2 protein-coding genes are annotated in these 2,489 nt (G+C 58.5%); both read right to left on the minus strand.

Annotated elements, in window-relative coordinates:
• Positions 1–89: 89 nt before the first annotated feature.
• Complete coding sequence (istB, locus tag F4U94_RS23960) at positions 90–869, minus strand: IS21-like element ISRsp3 family helper ATPase IstB (RefSeq protein WP_150412349.1); 780 nt, start codon at positions 867–869, stop codon at positions 90–92.
• Positions 859–2,379 carry an IS21-like element ISRsp3 family transposase gene (istA, locus tag F4U94_RS23965; protein WP_150412350.1) on the minus strand — a complete coding sequence of 507 codons (1,521 nt, stop codon included), beginning with the start codon at positions 2,377–2,379 and terminating at the stop codon, positions 859–861. The genes istB and istA overlap by 11 nt, the downstream gene beginning before the upstream one ends.
• Between the last annotated feature and the right edge of the window lie 110 nt (positions 2,380–2,489).

Raw genomic sequence — 2,489 nt, forward strand, 5'->3', positions numbered from 1 at the left:
TGTTGAGTTGCACTGAGAAGTGACCCGGGATTTTCATTGAGAAGTGACCCGGGTGGGCGTGGTTGATGTGCTGCCTGCGACGAGCAGGGTCAAGCGGGTGATTTGTCCTTTCTGGATTTTGGGGCGGCGGAACTGGCTCTGAAGCGGAAGCTGTCATTGCCGGTTTCAAGGATATGGCAATGATGCGTGAGGCGATCCAGCAGGGCGGTGGTCATTTTGGCATCGCCAAAGATACTGGACCACTCGCTGAAGCTCAGGTTGGTGGTGATAACAACGCTGGTCCGCTCATAGAGTTTGCTGAGCAGATGGAACAGCATGGCCCCGCCTGAAGGGCTGAAGGGTAGATATCCCAGCTCATCAAGGATGACGAGGTCGAGGCGCAACAGACGCTCGGCCAACTGGCCCGCCCTGTTTGCGGCCTTTTCCTGCTCCAACGCATTGACCAGATCGACAGTAGAGAAGAAGCGGATCTTTTTGCGGCGATGCTCAACCGCCTGGATGCCCAAAGCCGTCGCGATGTGGCTTTTGCCGGTGCCTGGTCCGCCGATCAGTACGACGTTGTCGGCGCTATCCATAAAGTCACCACGGTGAAGTTGACGCACGAGCGCCTCGTTGACCTCACTGACGGCAAAGTCGAAGCCTGCCAGATCCTTGTAGGCCGGGAACCGGGCTGCCTTGATCTGGTAAGCAATGGACCTGACCTCGCGCTCGGCCATTTCCGCTTTGAGAAGCTGGGAGAGGATCGGAACGGCAGCGTCAAAGGCTGGCGCGCCCTGCTCGATCAGATCGCCGGCGGCTTGCGCCATGCCATACATTTTGAGGCCGCGTAGCATGACAACCACAGCGGCGCTGGCGGGATCATGACGCATGGCGTAACGTCCTCAGCGTGTCGTAGCGTTCGACATCGGCCACAGGCTCCTGGGCGAGGCGCAGGGCTTGCGGGGCATCGATTGGGGATGCCGGTGGAGCCTTGCCATCGATCAGGCGGTGCAGAACATTGAGGATGTGGGTTTTGGTCGGCACCCCGGCTTCAAGGGCCAGTTCGACTGCGCTGAGCACAGCCTGCTCGTTATGCTGTAGAACAAGGGCGAGGATTTCCGCCATCTCCCTGTCACCACCAAGCCGCTTGAGCAGATGCCCCTGCAGTTGCCGGAAGGCTTCGGGCATTTCGAGGAATGGCGCCCCATTGCGCAAAGCGCCAGGCTTGCGCTGAACAACTGCCAGATAGTGCCGCCAGTCATAGATCGTCTGCCCCGGCTTCTGGTGAGAACGGTCGATAATCCGGTTGTGCTCGCACAAGATTTGCCCCTCGGCCGCGATGACCAACCGATCAGGATAGACCCGCAGGCTCACTGGCCGGTTCGCAAAGGATGCAGGAACGCTATAGCGATTGCGCTCGAACGCGATCAGGCAGGTCGGCGACACGCGCTTGGTATGTTCGACAAAGCCATCGAAGGCCCGCCCCATCGGCATCAGGCTGATAATCTCAACGGCGTGCACATCGGCAACTGTGCCGGGGAGGACGCCATGCTGGATTTCTCCCCATTGTGCGATGCACCGCTCTTCCAACCAGGCATTGAGGGCATCAAGATCTGGGAAGTTGGGCATTGGCTGCCATAACCGTCGACGCGCATCCTGAACGTTTTTCTCGACCTGACCTTTCTCCCAGCCTGAGGCCGGATTGCAAAAATCCGTTTCGAACAGGTAGTGGCTGGCCATGGCAGCGAACCGCGCATTGACCTGTCGGACTTTGCCCTGGCCGATCCGGTCTACAGCCGTCTTCATATTGTCGAATATTCCACGCTGAGGCACGCCGCCCAGCACCCGGAAGGCCTGCGTCAGTGCGTCGAACAACATCTCGTGCGTTTGCAGCAGATAGGCTCGCGTGATGAACGCCCGACTGTGGGAGAGCTTGGTATGGGCCACCTGCAGCTTGGTAGGCCGGCCATTCAGAAGGGCGTAATCTTCACTCCAATCGAACTGAAAGGCCTCACCGGGCTGGAAGATCAGCGGTACGAATGTGCCGCGCCCACTGGTTTGCTTTTCATATTGGCGTTCGGTCTTCCACGAGCGGGCGAAGGCGGCAACACGGCTGTATGATCCCTCGTAGCCCAGCTTAACCAGATCTGCATGTAGCTGCTTGGCTGTTCGCTTCTGTTTGCGCGACTTGCCAGATTCCACCCGCAGCCACGTCGTCAGTTTTTCTGCAAACTGATCAAGCTTGCTCGGCCGTTTGGGAACCTTGAACGTCGGCTCCACCGCGTCATCGCGCAGATATTTGCGGATCGTGTTGCGCGATAATCCAGTCCGCCGCCGGATCTCGCGAATGGGGATGCCTTGCCGAAAATGCCAGCGGCGGATCACACTGAGTAGGTCCATGTCGATCACTCCGATGCCTCCTGACTGTCAGCCAGGGGCGAGGAAAACATGGGTCAATTCTCAGTGAAAACTTATAACCCTCCCGGGTCACTTCTCAGTGCAACTCAACA

The organism is Sphingobium limneticum (assembly GCF_008710155.1).
In the GTDB taxonomy this organism is placed as follows: domain Bacteria; phylum Pseudomonadota; class Alphaproteobacteria; order Sphingomonadales; family Sphingomonadaceae; genus Sphingobium; species Sphingobium limneticum.

Coding starts and splice junctions, on each gene's coding strand:
- istB (WP_150412349.1), bottom strand. CDS start 869: ATGCGTCATGATCCCGCCAGCGCCGCTGTGGTTGTCATGCTACGCGGC.
- istA (WP_150412350.1), bottom strand. CDS start 2,379: ATGGACCTACTCAGTGTGATCCGCCGCTGGCATTTTCGGCAAGGCATC.